The sequence below is a fragment of the Deinococcus puniceus genome (assembly GCF_001644565.1).
Lineage (GTDB): Bacteria > Deinococcota > Deinococci > Deinococcales > Deinococcaceae > Deinococcus > Deinococcus puniceus.
The window spans coordinates 932,714-954,552 of record NZ_CP011387.1 but is presented as its reverse complement, the minus strand read 5'-3'; the positions used below and the strand labels follow the sequence as shown (position 1 = coordinate 954,552).

The 21,839-nt window shown below is 62.6% G+C and carries 22 protein-coding genes; 11 read left to right on the top strand and 11 right to left on the bottom strand.

Annotation, left to right across the window (positions count from 1 at the left end; translation table 11 throughout):
* Positions 1-82: 82 nt before the first annotated feature.
* Positions 83-760, top strand: coding sequence for a spermidine synthase (locus SU48_RS04360; RefSeq protein ID WP_064014184.1), 678 nt, complete (start codon positions 83-85; stop codon positions 758-760).
* Between the two features lie 54 nt (positions 761-814).
* Here the strand turns inward: SU48_RS04360 and SU48_RS04355 are convergent, their stop codons facing one another.
* The 4 genes from SU48_RS04355 to aspS form a co-directional block, all read right to left on the bottom strand.
* Entirely contained in the window at positions 815-1,612 is a 798-nt protein-coding gene (locus SU48_RS04355; RefSeq protein ID WP_064014183.1) for an alpha/beta hydrolase family protein, read from the bottom strand.
* Between the two features lie 358 nt (positions 1,613-1,970).
* A complete protein-coding gene (locus SU48_RS04350) occupies positions 1,971-2,471 on the bottom strand; it encodes a DUF6630 family protein (protein WP_064014182.1) in 501 nt (166 codons plus the stop codon).
* A gap of 18 nt (positions 2,472-2,489) precedes the next feature.
* Entirely contained in the window at positions 2,490-3,680 is a 1,191-nt protein-coding gene (locus SU48_RS04345) for a GGDEF domain-containing protein (protein WP_064014181.1), read from the bottom strand.
* A gap of 329 nt (positions 3,681-4,009) precedes the next feature.
* Complete coding sequence (aspS, locus tag SU48_RS04340; protein WP_064014180.1) at positions 4,010-5,347, bottom strand: aspartate--tRNA(Asn) ligase; 1,338 nt, start codon at positions 5,345-5,347, stop codon at positions 4,010-4,012.
* 283 nt (positions 5,348-5,630) lie between these two features.
* Here aspS and SU48_RS04335 point away from each other — a divergent pair, with 283 nt between their 5' ends.
* The 6 genes from SU48_RS04335 to SU48_RS04310 all read left to right on the top strand — a co-directional run bounded on the left by SU48_RS04335 (position 5,631) and on the right by SU48_RS04310 (position 10,636).
* The gene (locus SU48_RS04335) at positions 5,631-6,164 is read left to right on the top strand and encodes a TetR/AcrR family transcriptional regulator (protein ID WP_064014179.1); all 534 of its coding nucleotides are present in this window, start codon (positions 5,631-5,633) and stop codon (positions 6,162-6,164) included.
* A complete protein-coding gene (locus SU48_RS04330) occupies positions 6,152-7,462 on the top strand; it encodes an MFS transporter (protein WP_064014178.1) in 1,311 nt (436 codons plus the stop codon). The genes SU48_RS04335 and SU48_RS04330 overlap by 13 nt, the downstream gene beginning before the upstream one ends.
* Before the next feature lie 167 nt (positions 7,463-7,629).
* The gene (locus SU48_RS04325) at positions 7,630-8,694 is read left to right on the top strand and encodes a 3'(2'),5'-bisphosphate nucleotidase CysQ family protein (protein ID WP_064014177.1); all 1,065 of its coding nucleotides are present in this window, start codon (positions 7,630-7,632) and stop codon (positions 8,692-8,694) included.
* 30 nt (positions 8,695-8,724) lie between these two features.
* Positions 8,725-9,351 (top strand): GNAT family N-acetyltransferase, encoded by a 627-nt coding sequence (locus SU48_RS04320; protein WP_231881677.1) that lies wholly within the window; start codon positions 8,725-8,727, stop codon positions 9,349-9,351.
* Positions 9,352-9,360: 9 nt separating this feature from the next.
* Positions 9,361-10,284 carry an NAD(P)-dependent oxidoreductase gene (locus SU48_RS04315; protein WP_064014176.1) on the top strand — a complete coding sequence of 308 codons (924 nt, stop codon included), beginning with the start codon at positions 9,361-9,363 and terminating at the stop codon, positions 10,282-10,284.
* Between the two features lies 1 nt (position 10,285).
* The gene (locus SU48_RS04310; protein ID WP_082869661.1) at positions 10,286-10,636 is read left to right on the top strand and encodes a DUF705 domain-containing protein; all 351 of its coding nucleotides are present in this window, start codon (positions 10,286-10,288) and stop codon (positions 10,634-10,636) included.
* 17 nt (positions 10,637-10,653) lie between these two features.
* Here SU48_RS04310 and SU48_RS04305 read toward each other — a convergent pair whose 3' ends face one another.
* The 5 genes from SU48_RS04305 to SU48_RS04285 form a co-directional block, all read right to left on the bottom strand.
* Entirely contained in the window at positions 10,654-11,244 is a 591-nt protein-coding gene (locus SU48_RS04305) for a CAP domain-containing protein (protein ID WP_197474684.1), read from the bottom strand.
* Positions 11,245-11,428: 184 nt separating this feature from the next.
* On the bottom strand, positions 11,429-12,088 hold the full coding sequence (locus SU48_RS04300; RefSeq protein WP_157451050.1) for an IS630 family transposase: 660 nt from the start codon (positions 12,086-12,088) through the stop codon (positions 11,429-11,431).
* Positions 11,992-12,504, bottom strand: a complete 513-nt coding sequence (locus SU48_RS04295; RefSeq protein ID WP_064013755.1) for a winged helix-turn-helix domain-containing protein — start codon at positions 12,502-12,504, stop codon at positions 11,992-11,994. Before SU48_RS04295 ends, SU48_RS04300 begins: the two co-directional genes overlap by 97 nt.
* A gap of 127 nt (positions 12,505-12,631) precedes the next feature.
* The gene (mnmA, locus tag SU48_RS04290; protein WP_064015834.1) at positions 12,632-13,693 is read right to left on the bottom strand and encodes a tRNA 2-thiouridine(34) synthase MnmA; all 1,062 of its coding nucleotides are present in this window, start codon (positions 13,691-13,693) and stop codon (positions 12,632-12,634) included.
* A gap of 373 nt (positions 13,694-14,066) precedes the next feature.
* Complete coding sequence (locus SU48_RS04285) at positions 14,067-15,920, bottom strand: HD-GYP domain-containing protein (protein ID WP_064014173.1); 1,854 nt, start codon at positions 15,918-15,920, stop codon at positions 14,067-14,069.
* Between the two features lie 286 nt (positions 15,921-16,206).
* Here SU48_RS04285 and lysA point away from each other — a divergent pair, with 286 nt between their 5' ends.
* From lysA to SU48_RS04265, 4 genes are all read left to right on the top strand, one after another.
* Positions 16,207-17,373, top strand: coding sequence for a diaminopimelate decarboxylase (gene lysA / locus SU48_RS04280; protein WP_064014172.1), 1,167 nt, complete (start codon positions 16,207-16,209; stop codon positions 17,371-17,373).
* A gap of 80 nt (positions 17,374-17,453) precedes the next feature.
* On the top strand, positions 17,454-18,125 hold the full coding sequence (locus SU48_RS04275; protein WP_064014171.1) for a hypothetical protein: 672 nt from the start codon (positions 17,454-17,456) through the stop codon (positions 18,123-18,125).
* Between the two features lie 138 nt (positions 18,126-18,263).
* Positions 18,264-18,854 (top strand): TetR/AcrR family transcriptional regulator, encoded by a 591-nt coding sequence (locus SU48_RS04270; protein WP_064014170.1) that lies wholly within the window; start codon positions 18,264-18,266, stop codon positions 18,852-18,854.
* Positions 18,855-18,980: 126 nt separating this feature from the next.
* The gene (locus tag SU48_RS04265) at positions 18,981-20,093 is read left to right on the top strand and encodes a transposase (RefSeq protein WP_082869659.1); all 1,113 of its coding nucleotides are present in this window, start codon (positions 18,981-18,983) and stop codon (positions 20,091-20,093) included.
* 123 nt (positions 20,094-20,216) lie between these two features.
* On the opposite strand, the gene SU48_RS04260 is transcribed toward SU48_RS04265, so the two are convergent.
* Positions 20,217-20,993 carry an endonuclease III domain-containing protein gene (locus tag SU48_RS04260; RefSeq protein ID WP_231881676.1) on the bottom strand — a complete coding sequence of 259 codons (777 nt, stop codon included), beginning with the start codon at positions 20,991-20,993 and terminating at the stop codon, positions 20,217-20,219.
* Positions 20,994-21,071: 78 nt separating this feature from the next.
* The gene (locus SU48_RS04255; RefSeq protein WP_064014168.1) at positions 21,072-21,662 is read right to left on the bottom strand and encodes a hypothetical protein; all 591 of its coding nucleotides are present in this window, start codon (positions 21,660-21,662) and stop codon (positions 21,072-21,074) included.
* Positions 21,663-21,839: the final 177 nt, after the last annotated feature.

Here is a 21,839-nt window from a genome sequence, read left to right as displayed (position 1 = left end):
CGAGTCCCCCCTCAAGGGTGAAGGAGCAAGAACGTAGATTCACGAGCCACCCTACAGACCTTCCCTAGCTACACTTGGCCGCGTGAGTGGTTACACCGTCCTCAGCCGCGCCCCGATTCCGGGCAGTTCCGAAGACCTGATCTTGTATCAGCGGGACGACGAATTTACGATCCGGATCAGCGGCTATGTCAGCGAACTGATGAACAGCCGCATGCACGGTTCCGAAGACGCGCTGGCCGAGTATGCCTGTCCGATCATTGCGGGGCGGGCAGGCGTGCGGGTGCTGGTGGGCGGCCTCGGCATGGGCTTTACGCTGGCGGCGGCGCTGCGGTCTACCGGGCCGGATGCGACTGTGACGGTGGCCGAACTGGTGCCGCAGGTGGTGGACTGGAACCGGGGGCCATTGGGCGAATGCGCGGGCCGCCCGCTCGACAACCTCCGAACCCGCGTGCATGTGGGCGATGTGGCCGAACTGCTCCGGGGCAGCCGCGCCGTGTGGGACGCCGTGCTTCTGGACGTAGACAACGGCCCGGACGGAATGACCCACAAGGAAAACGACTGGCTGTACAGCCACAAGGGGCTAAAAGCAATCGCGGCGGCCCTGACCCCCGGCGGCGTGCTGGCGATCTGGTCGGTAGACCCAGACCCCAAATTCACTGCCCGCCTGATCAAAGCCGGATACAGCGTGGAAACCCGAATTGCCCGCGAACGCCCCGGCAAAGGCGCGAAGCACACGATCTGGCTGGCGGTGCGTCCGTAGCGGGCAGTGCCCTTTTTCTTAAACCCTTTGACCCTAGACCCTTAGACTGCCCTTCTACCCCCCCGTCAAAAACCGCACGGTTTCCGTGTACAACATTTCCGTACTGCTGAAGCTTTCGAAGGTGTGCGTGCCGCCGGGAATGCCCACTGCGTCGCAGCCGAGAGCCTGAGCGTAGCGCACGCCAAATTCGGGCGGGCAGGTTTGGTCGGCGTCGCCGTGAAACACGCGGGCCACACCGCCGCCCATGCTTTGTGCCCACGCTGCCGCCGCTTCCAACGGTTTCAGGCGCGTGACTTCCAGCAAAAATTCCCGGCTGATGGGCCAGCCCCCGTGATCGCTGATCACTGGCGGCACGAATCCGCCGCGTAGCATGGGCAACCAGAGTTCCGGCAGGGCGGGTGCCCACAGCGCCAAACGGTGCGGCCTCACCTGCGCGGCGGCCAAAGACACCACGATGCCGCCCATGCTGAAGCCCAGCAACATCACCCGTTCGGGGTCTAGGCCGGGTTGGTGGCGCATGTACTCGAAGGCCGCCACCGTGTCCTGCACCTCGCGGGTCACGGTCATTTCTGAGAAGTCGCCCTGAGAAATGCCGCTGCCCCGGCAGTCAAAGTGTAGGCAGGCCACGCCCCGAGCCGCCAACTGCCGCGCCAGCACAGGCAAGAGGCGGTGATCGCCGCCCTGATTGCCCGTAAAGCCGTGAACCAACACCACCGAAGGCCATCCCTGCGCGGGCCGCTTGCCACTAAGACTGTGTTCACTAGGGCTGTACTCACTAGGGATATGCAGCAAACCGTAGAGGCGTTGGCCGTCAACCGAAAACTGTGCAAACTGCTCTTGGGCGGGAAGCATGGCGCAGATGCTAGAGCATTTGGCGCGGACTGGGGCGGCTGGATTGCGGAAGGTCTAAGGGTCTGGGGTCGAAGGGGGATAAGAAAGGGCAACAACCGCCACCCCACATCGTTCCCGCCCGAATCCGTGGGAGGCCGTCGTGCGTGCAACGCGCGGGCCAATTCCGTGTCCAAGACGACTGGGGATTCAGCTTCAGGCGAGGGATTCAGGCGACTCAAAACACAACAAGATCAATCCTCCTCAGCGGAGCGACAGACTCCCCTGACCCCTGTGGTGGCGGGGGCTGGGGGGTGGGGGAAACGTCAGCACAAACAAGAAAACTAGATTTTTCCGTTCTTCAGCACAAAAGCAAAAGCCGTCACCCGTCCAGCCCCACACGCAAAGCAGCCACTTCAAAAGCCTCCGCCGATGCGTGCGGCACGACAAACCCAGCGTAAGCATCCTCGTCCCGGAGCCAAGGGCGGTAGAGCAAGCCCTGCGGTTCCAGCCACGCGGCAAAGGCGGCCAAAGCTTCTGGCACGCCGTCGCTGGGGTTGGGCGTCCACACGAAGACACCGGGTAAGCCATGTGTTCGGCACATCAACTGGGCCTGCCACTCCACTTCATCTGCCGCCTTCCAGTCCACCTGCATGACCAACCACCACGCCGGAATGTCCTGATCTTCGGCATGAGCGGTCAGGGCGGCCATCAGTGCATCAGCCCGCGCCCAGCGCAGTTGTTTAGGATCGTAGGGCGGCGAACCGGAATCTAGGAGCAAGGTTTCTAAGGCCTGCACGAAGCCCCGGCGCACTTGCCACCCCTCTTCAGCAGGAAGCGGGGCCAGAAGTAAGTCTAGAAGTGCGGCCCACTCACTATTCATGGTCAAGTTTAGAACGCTTCAGCCAGCTTCCTCGCCCCATAAGGTCAGTGTGGGCGGCGAGAGCATGCCGGGTTCGGCCAACTCGGAGCGCTGCGCCACCACGACGCGGTTGCGGCCGTTTTGCTTGGCCTCGTACATGGCGGCGTCGGCCCGCGCGGTCAGCACCCGCAGATCGTCGCCGGGTTCGCAGGTCGCCACGCCCAAGCTGGCAGTCACCTGTCCGGCGGGTGGCTGGGGCGTGTTTTTCATCAGACGGCGCACCCGTTCGGCCACTCTGGTCGCTCCCAGTGTGTCAGTGTCGGGCAAGGTAATCAGGAATTCCTCGCCCCCCCAGCGCCCCACCGTATCGCCGTCGCGCAGGGCCGAACGCAGCAGGGCGGCGGTGTACATCAGCACGTCGTCTCCCACGTTGTGGCCGTAAGTGTCGTTGATGCGCTTGAAGTGATCGAGATCCAGCAAGATCACGCTGCCCGCCGTGCCCTGCGCTGTGGACGCCAAGAGTGCGTCTACGGCGGGATAGAGGGCGCGGCGGTTGGGCAACCCGGTCAGCGGGTCGGTGTGGGCCAGATGGTACAGGGTCAGGCGCTCGCTGCGTTCCTGCAAAAACTGTGCCCTGTACCATGCCAATCCGCTGAGGAGCATCAGAATTGCGCCGCAGGTGAGCTGAACGCGCAGCAGACTGGTGTTGGCGCTCAGGCTGCCTTCTCCACGGGACAGCAGTGCAGCCCAAGGTAACGTTACGCACAGCAGATAACTCATGCTGGTCAGCAGTGCGGCGCGGCCCGTATCAAAAATCAGGAAGGCCAGAATGGACAGGGCCACCAACATCCAATACGTGCTGCTCGATAAATCCAGAACCGACGCGCCGGGGGTCAACACCGTCATCAGGGACTGCGCCAGCACCGCTACGGCATTGAACGTGAACACCACCTGTTCCGCCAGCCGCAGCGGCCTTCCGCGCAACACCCAGCCACCCGCCCAGATGCACATGAGCAGCAGCAGAGGATGGGCATACAGGATGTACTGATCTGGAGCGGGTTGGCCGAGTTGCAACACCCACACCATAAGCAGCACCGGAATACCGAGGGCCAAGGCGGCCAGATACACCCGCCGCCTCAAGACCTGAGACCAAGACACGCCGTTGTCCGGCACCTGCTCCGGCAAGGCAGGCAGACGCAAGTTCTGACGACGCTCGCGGCGATTGGTCATGCAGACTTCAGACTACACTCATGAACTCGAATTTACCGTATAGAAACGTACCTCTTCAGTATTCAATTCGTGTAACTAAGATTGCATGTTGAAAGCTCAGCAGTTGGGCTGTCCCTGAATGAACAAAAAGGACAGAGTTCTTCCTAGCTTCTGCCCTTCTGCACACACAACTCGCCTGATCTTCCCGGTCTTGACCTGATCCGCGCCGTCACACTGATGGGGACAAATCATGTTTGAAAATCGACTGGACTGAAGGCATTTGAATACTCTCAAACACATTTTGCTTTAATTTGCAAATAGCCGACTTGACATTTGTCAGGGTTCTGCGCTCAGGGCGTCAAGCGGTTGCGGTCACGGGGGAAGGCGCGGGCATAGCGCACGTTGGCGATGCCCAGCAGTTTGGCGGTCAGGCGCTCAGCCCCAATCGCAAAACCGCCGTGTGGGGGCATGCCGAACTTGAACACTTCCGAGTAACCGGTCATGGCTTCGGGGTTCATTTTGTAGGCGCGAATCGAGTCCATCAGCATGGCGTGATCGTGGATGCGCTGCCCGCCTGACGTGATTTCTATGCCCCGGAACAGCAAGTCGAAGCCGCGTGTGATGTCGGGGCTGAGGCTGCCGTCGGCGTTGATCTCGGCGTGCGCGTAAAAGGGGCGGGCGGCGCGGGGATACTTGGTGACGAACACGAAATCGCTGCCCTCGGTCTCGGCGTAATGCTGGCACAGCAGGCGCTCGGCTTCGGGGTCAAGGTCTTTGCCGCCCACCGCGTGGCCGTACTTTTCGGTGACCAATGCGCGGGCTTCCATCAGGGGAATGCGCGGAATGTGGGCAGGCACTTCGGGAATGGTGGCCCCCAGCAGCGCGAATTCGGCGGCGCAAGTGGTTTTCAGGCGCTCCATCATGACGGTCAGCACGCTGTTTTCTAGGTTCATCACGTCTTCTTCAGAGTCGATGAAGCCCATTTCCACATCCAAGCTGAGGTATTCGTTGAGGTGGCGGCTCGTGGCATGTTCTTCGGCGCGGTACACGGGGGCCACTTCGTACACGCGCTCGAAGACGCCCACCATGATCTGTTTGTACAACTGCGGGCTTTGGGCCAAATACGCTTGCTCGCCAAAATAGTCCAACTTAAACAGGTTTGCGCCGCCTTCCGCACCCGCCGACACGATTTTGGGCGTGCTGATCTCGGTAAAGCCCTGTTCGCGCAGGTGGCTGTGAAAGGCGAAGACCAGTTCCGCCTGCACCTTCAGCGCCGCCCGTTCGCGCAGCCCACGCACCGATACGTAGCGGTAATCCAGCATCGTTTCGGGGTTCACATTCCATTCCATCTTGGGAATTTCCAGTGGCGAGGCTTCTATGGCCGCCGTGATCACCGTAAACGTCTCCACCTGCACTTCGAATCCGCCGGGGGCTTTGGGGTGCGCCTTCACTTTGCCCACCACTTCCACCGAGCTTTCGGGGAGAGGCAGGCTCAGGCCACTGCCCACGCACTGCGTAATGCCCGAAACGTCGCGCAGCACCACGAATTGCACGCCGCCGAGGTCGCGCCGGGCATGCACGAACCCTTGCAGGCGCACTGTTTGACCGTCGAATTGCGACAGGTTGCGGGTGAGGGTGCGGGGCAGGCGGGCGGGGGCGGCAGTGGACTGGGCTGGTTCGGTGGTCATGGGCGCGGCTCCTTAATTGGGTGCATCGGCTGAAACTCTATGGCTCTAAAGAAAGCCCCCGACTCCGGCTGGGGAGTACGGGGGCGCGGCGTGCGGCGAGGCGTCCCCTACTGGGGATCGTCATTCACGTTGTTCTGGCGAACAAAGCGGGCACGGGTCATACGGGGGAGCATAGCGGGCGCGGGGGCCGGGGGTCAATGCGGGGGCTAGGCAGGCGGGGGGGAGCAGGCTATATCTACAAACCGTCCAGACGGTGTGCTAATCTGGGCGAGAGGTATTCCAGATGACCCGGACACGCAACCCAGAACTGACCCGCGTTACCCTTCTCGACGCCGCTGCCACCGTCCTCAAAGACCTTGGAGCGGGCCTGTCGCTGGACGCCGTCGCCAAGGAGGCAGGCGTCAGCAAAGGCGGGCTGCTGCATCACTTTCCTTCGCGTGAGGCGCTGCTGAATGCGCTGGCGCTGAGGCTGCTGGAACAGTTTCGGGCGCGGGTGGCGGCGGCGCTGGAGGCCGAGTTGACGGCGCACGGGCCACAGCCGGGAGCGTGGGCGCGGGCCTATATCGCTGCTAGTTTTGATCCTAGAGCTGAAGAAGAAGCCATTTACGCGGTGATGCAAACGCTGGCGGTGCAAGCCGACGTGCTGGCCGCATGGCAGGCCACCGAAACCGAGTTGATGGCCGCTGCCGAAACCGATGGACTGCCACTGGGCCGCGCCCACGCCATCCGGCTGGCCTGCGACGGCCTGTGCCTCAGCCACGCGCCCGCCGCCTACTTTGATGCTGTACGCGAGGAGTTGATTCGGTGGACACGCTGAATCCTGCCGCAGTGAATTTAGGCGCACCGCGCCCAGACCCCGGCCCCGGCTGGGAACGGCGATTCTGGGCCATTTTCGGCGGTCAGGCGCTCTCCATGATCGGCTCGGCCCTCACCCAGTTCGTGCTGCTGTGGTGGATCACCGACACCACCGGAAGCGCCTCGGCTCTAGCAACGGCGGGTATGGCCGCGCTGCTGCCGCAAGCCTTGCTGGGGCCACTCGGCGGCACCTTCGCAGACCGCTACAGCCGCCGCCTGATCATGATCGTGGCCGATACCGTCAGCGCCCTGTGCATGCTGGTGCTGATTTTTCTGTTCGCCACCGGGCGCATAGAACTCTGGCACGTCTACACCATGATGTTTGTTCGAAGCTCCATGCAGGCGTTTCAGGGGCCAGCGTCGGCGGCCAGCAGTTCCATGTTGGTGCCAAATGACTTTTTGCCGCGTGCAGCGGGCCTCAACCAATCCCTCATGGGCATCATGACGGTGGCCGCCGCGCCGCTGGGCGCACTCGCCATCAGCGTGATGCCGCTTCAGGGCGCACTCTTGATCGACGTCTTTACCGCCCTGCTGGGCATCGTGCCGCTGCTGATCTACAAGATTCCGCAGATTCGCACGCCCAAAGCGGATCGCCAAGGCGTCTGGAAGGAATTCCGCGAGGGCGTCTCGCTCGTCTGGGGGCATCCGGGGTTGCGCCGCCTGTATGCGCTGCTGGCCGTCGTCGTACTGGCGATTATGCCCACGTTTACCCTCACACCGCTGTTGGTCAAAGAATATTTTGGCGGCGGTGCGGGTCAGGTGGCCCTGATGGAAGGGCTGTCGGGTATCGGCATGATCGCGGGCGGGTTGTTGGTGGCCGCCCTGAATCCCAAGCGGCGGATCGCCACCGTCCTGATCGCCTTTGCGCTGTCGTGCCTCACGGTAGCGTTTACGGCCCTCGCCCCCGCCGATGCGTTTTGGCTGGCCATCGTGTGGTGGGTCATCAGCGGCGCAACCTTCGTGTACGGCAACGCGCCCATGACCGCCGCCCTACAAACCATCATTCCCAACCAGTTGCAAGGTCGCGCTCTCTCGCTGCTGTCTACGGTCATGGGCCTCGCTGCACCGGTAGGCCTCGCACTGGTGGGGCCGCTAGGTTCGGCCATCGGCGTGCGCTGGGTGTTCGTGGTGGCGGGTGTGCTGGCTACACTCGCCAGCCTCGCCGGATTTCTCTCGCCCGCACTGATGCGGCTGGAAAGTACGCCGCTGGCCGGGGAAAAGGGAGCGGGGAGTGGGGAGATGGTGGGCGGGGATGACTGAGGGATTGTTGTCTAAGCTTGCGGGCGAACCCCCCCGTTGCTGGCGCAACGCCCCCCCTTAGAGGTGGGGACAACAGCTCTTGTCCTCCCCTTGAGGGGAGGTGGCCCGCAGGGACGGAGGGGTTTACACGCGGCATCAATTCACCTCGCCCCCGCTATCCTGCCCCCATGCCCCCCATCCCACCCGCCAAACTCCAACAAGAATTAGACACTGCGATCACTCTGGCGCGGGAAGCCGGGGCGCTGCTGCTCTCGCACCTTGCACGGGGCATTACCGTAGAGCACAAAACCTCGGCAGAAGACACGGTGACGGCGGCAGACCGCGAAGCCTCGGCGCTGATCGTGGCGGGCCTGAAGGCGGCGTTTCCGGGCGACGGCCTGCTGAGTGAGGAAGAAACCGACAGCCCCGAAAACAAGGCCGAGCGGCTGGGGCGAGAGCGGGTGTGGATCGTTGACCCGATAGACGGCACCAACGATTTTATTAAAGGCAGCAGCGATTTTAGCGTCAGCATCGGCCTCGCGGTGGGCGGTGAGCCTGTGCTGGGCGTGGTATTCGCGCCTGCAAGCGGTGAACTGTTTGCGGGCATGGCAGGGGCAGGCGTGACCAAAAACGGCGAGGCGACAGCCGTCAGCACTCGCGGCGACTCCTTCGTGATCGCGATTTCGGGCACGGAATACAAGCGCGAACTGCATCTGCACGATCTTCCCGGCATGAAACCCAGCGGCAGCATCGCGCTGAAGCTGGCCCGGATCGCGGCGGGCGAGGCAGACGCGACGTTTACCATGTCGCCGCGTAGTGAGTGGGACATCGCGGCGGGCCACGCGCTCTTGCTGGCCTCGGGCGGGGAACTCCTGCGGCGCGACGGCCTCCCGATTCGCTACAACCAACCCAGCCCGCACATAGAGCAGGGCATCGTGGGCGGGCGGCCTGAGGCGTTGGCGTGGCTGACGGCAGAACTGGCCGCCCGCGCCCTGCCCACCGCACACTTGGGGCTGGATGAATCGGCGCTGGCGTGGGCCACCTTGTCGCAGGCAGATCAAGCAGGGTTGGCCGGACATGGGGGCGTCAGCATTCGGCACGCGGGCGGGCAAACATTGGCCTTGTTGGTGGTCGATCCGGCCACGCGCACGGTAGAACGGGCCGAGGGCGACGCCTTTCACCTGTCGCGCCTGACGCGGGACGTGGTGCGGGCCATCGGCGCACTGAATGAGCAACCACAAGTCAATCCATAAGTGGGTCACACGCGGGCTAGACTACCGATCATGCCAGAGCAAGACCCACCAGAGCCTGAACAGTTCGGTCAGGGGCCGCCGCACGCCAACAGGCGCGTGACGCTGCGGCCCTTGCTGGACTTTGACGCAGGCGAGTGGCGCACGCTGCACAGCTTTTTTCGTGACCGCGAACTGGCCGACTGGAACGATGCCAAGCCCATCAAAATGCCCGAATGGTTGTTCCGGCGCGTGATGCAGGACGAAGAAAAGACCGGCGAACGCGCAGGCTTCGGCGTGCTGGACGAACGCGGCGCACTGATCGGCAGCGCGGAACTGTACGATATGCGCCCGCACCCGCCCAGCATTCCCAGCGTCGCCACATTGGGCGTCATGATCGGCGTGCAAGCACTCTGGGGGCAGGGGTATGGGCGGGAAGCGGTGGCGGCGCTGCTGCGGTGGGCTTTCGAGGAACGCTCCATTCCGCTTTCGCGCATTCGCCTGACTACCTTTGGCCACAATCGCCGCGCCCAGCGTGCTTTTCTGGCCTGCGGCTTCCGCGAGATAGGCCGCACCGAGCGTCCGGGCCGAACCGACGTGCATATGGAAATCACCCGGACAGAATGGCTAGATTTTTCAGCTTCCCATGCCCCTGACCAACCGCCCTCCCCTCCCCTCTGAGGTTCCCCCATGCGCGTCCTGCTGCCCGACTTGCCCGCCTTCCGCGCCCTCGCCCTCCATGATGAACACGGCGTTCCCGGCCTAGACCTCGATTTTTATTCGACCGCGCACGTACCGGACGGCCCTGCCGACGGCGTGGTGCTGTGGCTGACCGGCCCGCACACCCGCGCCCGACTGCTGGCGACGCCGGGACTGGCTTGGGCGCTGACCCTGACGGCGGGTATCGAACATGTGCAGGCGCATTTGCCGGAAGGGGTGCAGTTGTACAACGCCAACCGCCTTCATGACCGGGCTGTAGCGGTGCATGCAGTGGCCGGAATGCTGGGTGCAGCACGCGGGTTCCACCGCTTCCGAGACGCACAGGCCCGCCGCGACTGGGCCTCCCCCGCCCTGCCCGACCATTCTGGCCTAAGCACACTGGACGGCCTGAAGGTAGCGATTTGGGGTCACGGCCACATCGGGCGAATCTTGGAAGGGATGCTGGAACCGTTCGGCGCACAGGTCACGGGCATTCGCAGCGCCACGCCGCCAGAAGAACGGGATGCAGCGTTGGCCGAGGCCGACTGGGTGGTGCTGTTGCTGCCCAGCACGCCCGACACGCGCGGCATCGTGAACGCCGAGTTGCTGTCCCGCCTGAAACCGGGGGCATGGCTGAGCAATCTGGGACGCGGCAACCTGATCGTTTCGGATGATTTGCTGGCCGCCCTGCAATCGGGGCACTTGGGCGGCGCGGTGCTGGACGTGACCGAGCCGGAACCGTTGCCCAAAGATCATGCGCTGTGGGGACAGCCCAACCTGATTCTGACGCCGCACATTGCCAGCACCACCGAAGACCTCGTGCCGCGTGGCGCTCGCCTGACACGGGACTTCTTGCTGGATATGCTGAACGGGCGCGAACCGGAAGGCAAAGTGACGGCGGGGCGGCGGTATTAAGGTGGCCCGCCCTATCGTTATTTATATCGACGTAGACGAAACATTACTCAGAAACTACGGCACGGCCCGTATTCCCATGCCTGCGGTGATTCGGCATGTCCGACAACTCTTTGAGGAGGGTGCGGAACTGTACTGCTGGAGTTCGGGTGGGGCCGACTATGCCCGCCGAAGCGCCGCAGAAGTGGGCCTTGAAGATTGTTTCCGGGCATTTTTGCCCAAGCCACAAGTGATGCTAGACGATCAACCTGTGGCCGACTGGCGCAGACTGGTCTACGTTCACCCAAACGGCTGTGATGGACGCAGCGTTGAAGAGTATCGCGTAGCGCTGAACACCCGACATCTACCCAGTTGAGCAGATCTTCGTCGTATTCAGTGGTAGGCCGCGAATACCTGCACCCACACGTGGTGATTGATGGCGGCGCTGCTGTCCATGTAGGCCACGCCCACATGTGTCATTTCCGGGTTCATCAGGACGGCGCAGTGCAGGGGAGAAGCCAGCCACGCCGCAAGAACAGACCGCGCTGTGGGGTAGCCGTAAGCCGCAGTTTCGCCCCACGCCGCCAAATGGGGCCACAACCCGGCAAAGGCGTTGGGCAGATGCGCGACCTGAAGGCGCTCGGCAGGCCCAATTCCCGTGAAGTACGGGCGGCCCCCGACCTCGCTGTGGCCGCTGTAAGGATTGAAGCCCAGATAGTTGGCGTGCGACTGGGCAGCGGCAGCCAACGGAGCGGCGCTGCCCAGCGGTGGCCGGGGCGAAAAGGCAGCCGCGCAGGTGCCGACCCGCAGGCTGGCGTCTCCGTACAGGGTACCGGAGGTGCGGAATTCATTGACAAGGGCCAGCAGCTCTGACTCTGCGCGGCTGGGGGCGGCAGCGGGAACCGGGGGCAGGGCTGGCAACCTCTGCCCACCTCCCTCCTGCGGCTGTGAATGCACCGGATTGACGGGTGTTGGCTCAGCCACATTACACGAGGCTATAGCACCCATTCCTAGCAGTAGGATGAGAGCCATATGTAGACGCGAAGCTCCTTTGGGGGGATTCAATGGGGGGGTCATCACGCTTGACTATAAGGTTAAATGTGAAAAAATCGTCATTTTGAACTGGGTCAAGACAAGGCCGCCCACCTGACTCTAATACGAATTCCGATTAATTCTGACACAAAGGCCACCAGTGGAAGAGGGTGTGTTGGGTGATGAGGTCAGGTTGGGTTTCGAGCCACGCACACTGCTCTCCGAGCACAGTTTCCAAAGCGGCGAGGTTTTGCGGACAGGTGTTGGCGATGGTGGCATCGGTGAGGTGCCAGACGCGTTCGACAGGTTGGAGTTCTGGCGAGTACGGTGGTAGGCGCACAATCTCGATGCCTGGGGGATGTCCCTGCAGGGCAGGGACATGGAAGCCACCGTTGTCTTCCACCACCACGACATGATGATCTTGGCCCGCCCCCACACTCTGAGCAAAGGCGGCCATGACCAGCCCATAGGCCTGCTGATTGAGCGTTGGCATGATCCAGAAGCGACTTTCGCCGGTCTCTGGGTTGACAAAGGCGTACACATAGAGCCATTCGTAACGGGGGTGCACCGGGCAAATGAACGGCTGCCCGGTGGGTGCCCACGCGGTGCGAAGGATGGGCTGGAGGCCCAAACGATGTTCGTCCATCGCCCACAGCGAGACCCGAGGATGGAGACGCTCCGCACGGCGGAGCGCCTCCCCTAGCTCTTTGTTGTAAACGCTTCTTTCGCTGCCGGATCGCCTTTGACATGCTGTGGGCGGGGTTTTTGTGGGGAAAACCCTGCGGCACGCATAAATTCATAGGTGCGACCCAAATACACCTCTTTGCCAAACTGCTCTTTGATCCACTCTTGAACCCGCTTGCCTTCCCACACCACGCCCTGCTCGAAATCGGCGTGCAGCTGAGCCGCAAGTGCTTGTTGCTCTTCGGCAGTCAAGACGCGTGGCGCACCCCGGTTGTCCCGCCGTCCATCTGACAAGCCCTTCAGACCCAAGCGGTGGTATCGGTCAATCACGTAGCGAGCCGAGCGCACTCCATATTGGGTGATGTCCATGACATCACCTTCACTTCGACCTTCCGCCAGCAGCGCGAAGAATTGCGCCCGTCGTCGCTCCACCGCACAAGTACTCACGCGGTAAATCGCCCAGAATTCGTCAGCCTGATGCTGAAACTTCACCGGAGAATAGAACTTGTTGATCTCCCAGTCTGGCATCTTTATTCGGAGTCCGTATAACCAGTGATTGGGAGCAGCAGGAATGGGTGAGAAGTGCCGTTGAGCAGGCTGTTTATGTGGCGTCTGCTGTAGCAGCAGCCGGGAAATTTTTGTCTAGACAGTCGATCTAAACGGGCAACGCACGCGTATGATCGGCAATCAAGCCGCCACCAAGCAGGCGCGAACCGGCGTACAGCACGGCGCTTTGGCCCGGAGCCACCGCAAACTGCGGTTCGGCGAAGCGCAACTCGAAGCCCGTTTCATCGGCGCGAATGACCGTAGCCCGCACAGGCTGGGTGCGGTACCGCACTTGCACTTCCAGTTCAGTGGGCAAGTCGGCCAAGTCCAGCAGATAATTGGGCGTTTCGGCTTTCAGGTCTGTCCAGAGGCAGTCCTCGTAATCGCCCACCCAGACGGTGTTGGTGGCCGGGTCAAGGTGCACGATGTGGCGCACCCGGTGAGACTGATACAGGCCCATGCCCTTCTTCTGGCCCAGCGTATAAAACTGCGTGCCCATGTGGTCGCCCACCACTTCGCCGCTGCTGATTTCGCGGATGAGTCCCGTGGCCTGCGGCAAATGTTCGGCCACGAAGTCCTGCACCTTGCCCGGCACGAAGCAGATGTTCTGGCTTTCGGGTTTGCGGGCCGTCAGTAGGCCGCGTTCCTCGGCGATCTCGCGCACACGAGGTTTTTCCAGTTCGCCTACCGGAAACAGAATGTACGGCAGGGCGTCGCGGGGCGTGCCCCACAAAAAGTAAGTCTGGTCTTTGCGGGGATCGTCGCCCCGGTGAAACTGCACTTCGCCGCCCTCCAACTCCACACGCTTCACGTAATGCCCCGTCGCCACGTAGCGGCAGCCCAGCATCTTGGCCTTCTTCACCAGTTCGTCAAATTTGACCTTGGTGTTGCAGTTCACGCAGGGATTGGGCGTGCGGCCCTTGGCGTATTCCTCCAAAAAGGGGCCGACGATGTGGCGCTGAAACTGCTCGCGGTAGTCCAGCAGATAAAACGGCACGCCCACTTGCTCGGCCACGCGCCGCGCTTCGTAGGCCGCGTCGGGCGAGCAGCAGGTATCGAAGGTATCCACGCGCTTGTCGTCGGGCCAAAAACGCATCATCGCGCCCACCACCGAGTAGCCCGCGTCTTTGAGCAGGGCCGCCGTGACGCTGCTGTCTACGCCGCCTGACATGGCGCACAGCACGCGCTCGCCCGCCGGAGCGACGCCCGGAGTGCCCAGATAGTGCTGACCCAGATAGTTGTTCACCTGAGGGGTGGTGGGGGTGGGGTTTTCCGCTGCCGTCATACCGCCGGGGAGCTTAGCAGAGGGCGCGGCGCGGCGCGGTGACGAGGGAAGCAATCGCCGCCTGAGCTGCGGGTCATGAACGAAGTCCTCCAGCGGGGATCAGCAGTACCATTCAGGGCAACTGCTCCAGTACAGCGTCCTGAAAGTTTCTCTGCGCACTCAAGACAATTCTTGAGACAGTACTTTCACGCCCAGCACGCATTTCCCACTCACTCCTGACCCCTCACTCCTAGCTGGGCACCACGGCCAAAACGCTGCTCTAAGCGCTCCGCCGCACACTGCCGCCCACGCTTTTTCGGGCAGGCAAGCGCCCGGCGGCGTGGGCCGTCAAAAAAGCATAGATGACCTGAGGATCGAATTGGGTGCCCGCGCCCTGTCTCAGGTAGTTCAGGGCGTCGGCTTCCGTCCAAGCTTCCTTGTAGGGCCGGGCCGCCCGCAAGGCGTCGTACACGTCGACCACGCTCACGATTCGGCCCACCAGCGGAATGGCCTGCCCGCGCAGACCCAGCGGATAGCCGCCGCCATCCCAGCGCTCGTGGTGGGTGCGGGCCGCCGCCGCTGCCAAGGGCAAAAAAGGATGCTGCGGGCCTTCCAGAATTTCTGCGCCAACAAAGGTGTGTGTTTTGATGATCTCGAATTCTGTAGGGGTCAGGTGTTCGACCTTTTGCAAGATGGCGTCTGGCAGGGCAATTTTGCCGATGTCGTGCAGGCGGGCGGCCACCTGTAGGGTCTGCACGAATTCTGGCGGCTGCCCCAGTTCGCGTGCTATGCAGGCCGCCGCGTCTCCCACCCAGTGCATATGCGCCCGCGAATCCTGATCGCGGTATTCGGCCACGGTAGCCAGCCGCTCCAGCGTATGCAGTTGCTCGCTCTGGAGGGCGTCTTCCCGCTGCTGCACCAGTTCGCTGAGGGTGTCGGCCCGCCGCCGGGCCACTTTGCTGGTCTGCTGGGCCTGCGCCACCTGAAAGCGGGCGGTCATTTCTTCCAGCGTCCTTCTGGCCTCGTGTTGCAGGCGGGCAAACAGCAGGCGGTTGTAGGCTTCCAGCTGAGCCAGCGCCGTTGCAAGGTCTCCGACTTGCCGCGCGGCATGGCCGTACTGACTGTGCAGGCGCAACCACGCCGTGTCCTCGAAGGGAATGGACTGGGTCAGGGTCAAGGCCTGTTGAAAATAGGAATGAACGCCTGCCGGGTTGCCCCGCAGTCCGGCCTCGCGGCCCAGCGCACACAGCCAGCGGTGTTCGGTACGCGGATTGATTCTCAGTTCGTGGTCGTCCGTCCACATCCGCCAGCGCTCCAGCGCCTGCCGCAGCGGGTCTGCCTGACCCTGATCCTGTCCGGCCCTCCCCGCCTGCCCGCCTACCGGCTGCACCTCCACCGGCTCCATGAATTCCAGCAAGCGCACATGCACATGCAACATCCGCTGCTGAAAAGCGGCGTTGTCGGTGATGGGCGGCAACTGGAGCAGGCGGCTGAGGGCCACCAGACCCAGCCGGGCATGCGAGTTCACCTCTGGGTGGTGACCGCTGAGCAGGGCGTGTTCTGCCAAGTGCGCCGAACCTGCCGCACAGGTCAGGTGTCCATACGAGCAGACTTTATTCTGGACGCTGGGCGGCAACCCGGACAGATCGAGGGCCAAGATGTCTCGCCCCAGTTCCAGCACGCGCTCTGGGCGGTGGAATTCGTTGAAGCCGACGCTGGAGTTGTAGAGCGCGAAAGCCAGTTCGGCGGCGTCGAGCTGCTGGGCCAGCGCACAGGCCTGCTCGTGCTGCCCGGCGGACTGTGTCAGTTGGCCTAAGCACAGGTACGCGATGCCCAGAATGCCGTGAATACGCCGCAATTGCCGTGGGGGCGCGTAGATTCGGCCCAGCCGCACCGCCTCCGGGGCAGATTCGGCCAGCCAAGTGTTCATGCCCAGAAAGCCTGCCAGCGGAATCTGCTGGGCCAAGGCCGCCCACTGCGCCGCCTCGTCACCCCTTCGCCGCGCCTCTACGTAGGCCAGCCGCGCCAGCTGAAACGAGGATTCCGGCTGTCTTTCGCTCAGCTGAATAGCCAGATCTATGAGGGGGGTCGCAGGCAGGGGCGCGGGGCCAGATTGAAACGCATCTTTGGGCATTTGAATTCGGCTCCTGACCCGCGAGCCGAGTCTAAGGACAGCAGTTGGGAGGAGTGAAGGGGCAGTAGGGAGTCTGAACAGGAAAGGCGTGGTGGCCGATTCAACTAAGATTCATGTTGGCTCAGAACCTTTGGAACGCCGCACTAAATGAACACCTGTATTGCAATCTATAGTATGACACAGCACGTCAGCACAGCGCGGTTCCGCTTTTCAGGGCGGCGCGGCAGGGAGAGCACCTGTGCCCGGCACATCTTCACGGTCACTGGCCTGTTTACACTGGGGAGCTGTGAGCCTCTCCCCCACCGACACCCCCCAGCACGCCCCCGAACACCTGCACCGCGCCGCCGCCCAGTACGGCACGCCGCTGTACCTCTACGACGCCGCCGAACTGGACGCCGCACTGGGGCGGGTGCGCTCGGCGTTTGGCGCGGCGCGGGTGTACTACGCCATGAAAGCCAACCCCAATCTGACCCTGCTGCGGCGCTTGCAGGCGGCGGGCGTGGGCTTCGAATGCGTCAGCGCGGGCGAGATTGCGCGGGCCGAACGGGTAGGCGCGGGCGGCGAGACCTTATTGGTGAACGGGCCTGCCAAAAGTGACGCCGAATACGCGGCGGGCGCAAGGCTGGGAGCCACTTTTATCGTAGACCGGGCCGAAGAAGTGGGCCTGCTGCCGCCTCACTCGCGGGCGCTGGTGCGGGTGAATCCGGCGCTGGACATCAGCACGCACGATCACCTTGCCACCGGCGCGGCACACAGCAAATTCGGCGTAACCCTGGCTCAGGCTCCGGCGGTGCTGCAAGCCCTCCGGGAGGCGGGCCACACGGCGCTGGGGCTGCATGTGCATATCGGCAGCGCCATTCGCAACGCGCAGGATTTCACGGCGGCCTTTGCGCGGCTGGCCGACCTGCGTGCCGAGACTGGCCCGCTGGCCGTGCTGGACGCGGGCGGCGGCTGGGGCCTGAACGCCGACCTGCCCGGCATTGCGCGGGAAGCGTGGGCGGTGGCGGAGGTCTTTGGGGCAGACCTGTGGGTGGAACCGGGCCGCTACCTGGTGGCTCAGGCCGGAACGCTGCTGACACGGGTGGTGGGCACCAAACACACCGGGCGAAACTTTGTGCTGGTCGACGCGGGCATGACCGAATTGCTGCGGCCCATGCTGTACGGCGCGGCGCATCCGGTGTCGGCGCTGTGGGAGGGGGCAGAGGAAACCGTGTGGGACGTGGCCGGGCCAGCCTGCGAAAGTGGCGACCTGTTGGCGCGGGACGTGACCCTGCCCACCCCCAAACGCGGCGACCTGTTGGCGATTCATGAGGCCGGAGCGTATGGCGCGGGCATGAGCAGCAATTACCTGACCCGCTCCCGCCCCGCCGAGGTGCTCTGGGAGGGCGGCGAACTGAAGCTGATGCGTCGGCGCGAGACTCCGGAAGAGGTGTGGGCGGCGGAAGAAGTGTGAGTGGTGGAGTAGGTGGTAGAGCCTCGCTGGAAAGTTGTGGGGAGCGGTTTTACGCCAGATGACGGTATGGTTGAAGCATCATGATCCGCCTCGTTGCCCTCGTTGTTTGGCTCATGCTTAGCTATGCTGCCGCTCAGCCCCTCACCAGAACCGTTCCGAGCAATCTCTTTTACAACACGATCTCACCGGAACGTCATTCAACGATCTGTCAGGCGGCCATAGCAACAACACTAGACACAACCCTTACCGATGACCAACGCGATGCCCGTTTCAAGCGGGAGGGCGGCTACTCTTTACCGATCTTCAAGGATAAAAACATCACTGTCTATTTAAAAACTCCGGAGATTGGTGCTTACATTTCTTGTGCCGGTGAAGCAAGACGAGTTCAGAAAATCGGTGCTCCACTGAGTAGTATAGGCCCACTCCAAATTGTAGACGTTGATTTTTATGTAATTGGAGAAGCAGAGAGTTACTTTGATGCGACATTCCCAAGACTTGAACTTGTCTTCCTAGATTCCAGAAAATCAGAGATTATTCGATTGAAGTACAGAGCGGGTGGGGCGGATCCACGAGCTCTGCTCAACAGTAATGACGAAGTTACATCTTGGAGAGTAAACAGCTTTTACAGGTTTACCTACTATAGAGAACCTGATCAGTACGTTGAGCAGTTTGCCAAAGCGATGTATCTTCGTGTTGAACTACAGTATGAAGACGTCAACAAGTTCATTGACTTGAGAGTCTTGCGCCGATAAATCTGAGATGCCCCTGCCGCATCTGGCGTAAAATTGCTCCCATCGTTCCAAACCTTTCCGTACTGGGGCCGATTGGGGGTTATGGCTCGTGGCCTCCTGTTGCCTGCTCCTCTACTTCTGGCCCGGTATGATGCAGCCGTGACCGCCCCGCACCCGCCGACGCCCCTGCCCGACACCACCCGCACCCGCATTCAGACCGAGGCGGCGCGGCTGTTTGTCGCCAGCGGCTATCACGGCGTCAGCATGCGCGAGGTGGCCGAGGCGGTAGGCGTGACCAAGCCCGCGCTCTATCACCACTACGCCGACAAGGAAGCCCTGTTTCTGGCCATGCTGGACGGCACACTGGCGGGCTTGGCGCGGCTGGTGGCTCACGCGGGCGAGCAGCAGGGCATCCGGGCACAGTTGGAGGTGTTGGTGGGCGATTTGGTCGCCAGTGCTCCGGCCCAGCGCGTGGGCCTGCAACTGGCGGGCGAGCTGCGGCATGTATCGCCCGAACGCCGCGCCACCTTCGAGGGTGAATACCGCCGGGTGTGGATGGGCGGCCTGACCACGCTGATAGAAACGGCGGCGGCACGCGGCGAACTGCGTGCCGATTTGCCCCCAGCGGTACTGACGCGGGCGCTGCTGGCGCTGACCTACCCGCTGGTCACGGGCGCGCCGCCTGCCGATCCGCAGGGCACGGCGCGGGCGCTGCTGGCGGTGTATCTGGACGGGGCGGCGGGGCAGTGAGGGGCGGTCTAAGGGTCTAAGAACGGCGTTGGCTCAACACCGACTCTGCTCCCCCTTTGGCTCAACTGAGATCTTGCAGTTTTTCAAAACGATGTCTGGAACGCACTTTTGGCCCCATAGTGGGGTGTGAACCCAAAAGAACCGCGCTCCAGACGCCTCTATTCTGACATCCTCACGTGCTTTTCAAGGTCGCAGCATCGGGCTTCGTTCGAAGTGTTCCTTGATCTGCTGCTGGATGGTTCTGGCCATCCCCTCCCCGAACGGGCCACCGTGAAATCACCCTCGGCCATCAGTCGGTTCCTCAATCACGCCGGGTGGAACACCCGGCAGTTCTGCCGGGTGATGCGTCAGCACGCCCTGCAACTGCTGCAAGACGAGTGGCGATCTCGGCCCCATCAGCGACCTCGACTCGACCTGTTGGTTGACTTGACCAGCCTCGAGAAGCGTGGCAAGTTCGCCGACTTGGACGACTGGATGCACACGTTCAACAGTGTTCATGGCGTCCATCTGGTCGTGCTGTACCTGTGTTGCGGTCATCTTCGTCTGCCCTGGGCGGTTCAGATCTGGCGGGGGAAGGGGACGCCTTCCCCCGCACAACTGGCTTTGAAGTTGCTCCGCACGGTGTCCCCTGAGCTGCGATCGGGGAACCGGCGTCCCCGTCTGCATGCGGATGGGGGGTTTGAGAGCATGGCGTTCGTCCAGGGTGTCCTCGCTCATGGCCTCGACATCGTGGTGGGGGTTCGCTGTACACGCAAGCTTGAGGATGGCCGTCAGGTGCGAGATCTCATGGTCAGAGGCGATCTGGTCAAGCCCCAAGGGCTTGACCAGACGATGTGCATCTCTTGGGTGTGGTTACACCGCAACAAGGAGCCGGAACAACGCTTTGTGATGTCGGACCTCAATCTCGGCGGCGTGTATCTCGCACGGGTCGGGAAAGGGCGCTGGAGGATAGAGGCGTTCTTCAAAACGATCAAGGGCCGCTTTGGACTGGAACGCTTTGCCCAACACAGCAAACAGGGCGTGTTCCGCTGGTGGTGTCTGTCCACCTTGGCCTTTTTGCTCTGTCATGTCCAAGACTTGGACACACCCATGACGAGACCCAAAGTCTGGCCGGATTGGGGAGCTTTAGCGAGAACCATACGGTTCTCGTGTGTTCCAGAAGTGCGTCGCAGAGCGCTTCTCCTAGAACTGGCTGCCCTCGATGCCTTCCAGCACGCACAAATCCCCCTCAAGGTTTAAACTGCAAGATCTCAGTCAACCCTTTGCAAAGAAGAACGAGCGAAAAGCCTACAACGACAGCCTTTCCCAAGGAGCGAGACACCCCAGCAAAAGGCTATCCACACGCCTTTAGGCCCTCGCCCCTTAGACACCTCCCCCACTGCCCGCCAAGAATACCCCCGCCGAGGGGCACAGGTCGCGCAGCACGCAAGCTTCACAATCAGGGCGCTGGGCGCGGCAGGTTTCGCGGCCATGCCGAATGGCCGACACATGAAAGCCGTAGCGCGAGGCCCAGTCACGGGGCAGCACTTCATCGAACCAGCGTTCTACCTTTATGGCGTTCCAGCGGGCGGGAACCCACTCCAGCCGCGCCGCGATCCGGCCAATGTGCGTGTCTACGGGCATGGCAGGCCGCGCCAGATCGAACAGCAGCACAAGAGACGCCGTTTTCATGCCCACTCCCGGCAACGATTCCAGCAGGGCGCGGGCTTCGACGTCGTTCAGGTCATGGGTGTCTTGCAGGCTCAGGGTGCCCCGCGTTTCTTCCAGCCTGTGCAGCACGTTGTAGATGTAGTCGGCCTTGATGCGCGCCAGCCCGCCGCCTGCGCCCCGCAACACGCCCTCTATACCGTCTGGGCCATCGGCCAACGCCGCTTCCCACTGCGGATAACTGGCTTTCAGGGCCGCGAATTGCCGCCGCGCAATAATGCTCGTATTTTGCTGAGACAAGATGGTGCCGATCAAGGCGTCCACAGGCTCAGGGCTACGGCGGGGCGCAGGCAGCGTGGGCAGATAGCGTTCCCGCAAGCGCCGCGCCACCTCACCCAAGTCGGCGGGCGGGGGCTGCTGCTCGGCCAGAGTAAGTTTTGGCAGTACGGATTTGGGCAGTGTGGATTTGGGCAAACGGACAGCGGGCGGCACGATTCAGGGTAGGCGGCGGCCCCTCCCCGAAGTGTGCTGTTGGCCGGATTGCGCGGGCCACTACAGCTGAAAAAAGCTTCAGCGGGCGCGGAAGGTGGTGCTGTTGCCCGCCGCGTCTATGGCCTGCACATCGGCGTAAATGCCGCTGGTTTCGGCATAGAACTGCACGCTGGGGCCGGGGGTGATGTTCAGGCGGTTGCCGTCTACGATGACCTGCACCACGCGGGTGTTGTCGGTGGCCACGCCAGACACGCGAATCTGGTTGCCAGACCGCTCGAACTGCGCCACCTTGATGGCCGGATTCACCGCGTCCACGCTGATCGGCAGCACCAGCGTGCTTTCGTTGCCCGCCGCGTCGGTGGCCTTGATCGTGAACTGGCCCTTGCTGCCCTGCACCACCGTCTTGAACTGAAAATTGGCAATTTTTCGGCTGCTGGCCGGAATCGGTATGGCCTTGCCGTCCACGGTCAGGCGCGTGACGCCAATATCGTCGAGCGCGTACCCCTGAACCGTAAAATTGCGCTGGCGACTGACGCCGCCGCCGTCCGGACTGCTGATGACAATACGGGGCTTGAAGGTATCCACCGTGCGGGCGCAACTGCTCAGAACGCTGCCGAGCGCCAAAGGCAAGGCGGTGGCAATCAGCAGGCGGGCGGCAGGAGAACGCATGACCGCGAGTATACCGGGGCGGGGGCGGTTTGGCTTGGGCGGGGGCGAGTCTGAGGGTCTAAGGTGCTGGGGCCGGATCGCTGCGGAATTGCCCCCTCTTGCACGAGGGGCGAGGCGTCAGCTTGAGCTGGGTCTTGTAGCACGAAAAAAGGCCCAAGCAAAGACGCCTCCGCCGTT

Excerpts from the sequence above, each read along its gene's own strand:
- SU48_RS04355 (WP_064014183.1), bottom strand. The coding sequence starts at position 1,612 with ATGCTTCCCGCCCAAGAGCAGTTTGCACAGTTTTCGGTTGACGGCCAA.
- SU48_RS04350 (WP_064014182.1), bottom strand. The coding sequence starts at position 2,471 with ATGAATAGTGAGTGGGCCGCACTTCTAGACTTACTTCTGGCCCCGCTT.
- SU48_RS04345 (WP_064014181.1), bottom strand. The coding sequence starts at position 3,680 with ATGACCAATCGCCGCGAGCGTCGTCAGAACTTGCGTCTGCCTGCCTTG.
- aspS (WP_064014180.1), bottom strand. The coding sequence starts at position 5,347 with ATGACCACCGAACCAGCCCAGTCCACTGCCGCCCCCGCCCGCCTGCCC.
- SU48_RS04335 (WP_064014179.1), top strand. The coding sequence starts at position 5,631 with ATGACCCGGACACGCAACCCAGAACTGACCCGCGTTACCCTTCTCGAC.
- SU48_RS04325 (WP_064014177.1), top strand. The coding sequence starts at position 7,630 with ATGCCCCCCATCCCACCCGCCAAACTCCAACAAGAATTAGACACTGCG.
- SU48_RS04320 (WP_231881677.1), top strand. The coding sequence starts at position 8,725 with ATGCCAGAGCAAGACCCACCAGAGCCTGAACAGTTCGGTCAGGGGCCG.
- SU48_RS04315 (WP_064014176.1), top strand. The coding sequence starts at position 9,361 with ATGCGCGTCCTGCTGCCCGACTTGCCCGCCTTCCGCGCCCTCGCCCTC.
- SU48_RS04295 (WP_064013755.1), bottom strand. The coding sequence starts at position 12,504 with ATGCCAGACTGGGAGATCAACAAGTTCTATTCTCCGGTGAAGTTTCAG.
- mnmA (WP_064015834.1), bottom strand. The coding sequence starts at position 13,693 with ATGTCAGGCGGCGTAGACAGCAGCGTCACGGCGGCCCTGCTCAAAGAC.
- SU48_RS04285 (WP_064014173.1), bottom strand. The coding sequence starts at position 15,920 with ATGCCCAAAGATGCGTTTCAATCTGGCCCCGCGCCCCTGCCTGCGACC.
- SU48_RS04275 (WP_064014171.1), top strand. The coding sequence starts at position 17,454 with ATGATCCGCCTCGTTGCCCTCGTTGTTTGGCTCATGCTTAGCTATGCT.
- SU48_RS04255 (WP_064014168.1), bottom strand. The coding sequence starts at position 21,662 with ATGCGTTCTCCTGCCGCCCGCCTGCTGATTGCCACCGCCTTGCCTTTG.